The following is a 339-nucleotide window of genomic DNA, read 5'->3' as shown; positions in this document are numbered from 1 at the left end:
CGTTCAGGGCTGCGGCGCGCTCGGCGGCGACGCGATCCTGCGCGGCCTCGGCGCGGCGCGCGGCGGCCAGCTCGGTATCGAATTCCTCGACGCGGGCAGCGGCAGCGGTGCGGTCGGCAATCAGGTTCGGGCACGGGGCGACGCAGCGACGCGCATTGGTGCGGGCCAGTCGCGTTACTGCGTCAGCACGGTCACGTGCGATCTCGGCCATACCGCGTCCCTTTGCCGTGACTGCCGGCACCGCGGCGGCGCGCAGTTCACCCGCATGCTTCTGCGCCATCAGAAAGAAGACGGCATGGCCGTAGCACGTCGCGGCGATGCAGCCAATCCAGAGCAGGG

1 pseudogene is annotated in these 339 nt (G+C 71.1%); it reads right to left on the bottom strand.

Features of this window, described 5'->3' with window-relative positions:
• Positions 1–339: pseudogene (locus tag SB816_RS30390) on the bottom strand (hypothetical protein); the annotation flags it as partial.

This window comes from Achromobacter sp. SIMBA_011, assembly GCF_046535435.1.
Lineage (GTDB): Bacteria > Pseudomonadota > Gammaproteobacteria > Burkholderiales > Burkholderiaceae_B > Achromobacter > Achromobacter dolens.
Note: the sequence above shows the minus strand (reverse complement) of the source record. Positions and strands in the feature narration are given on the sequence as shown.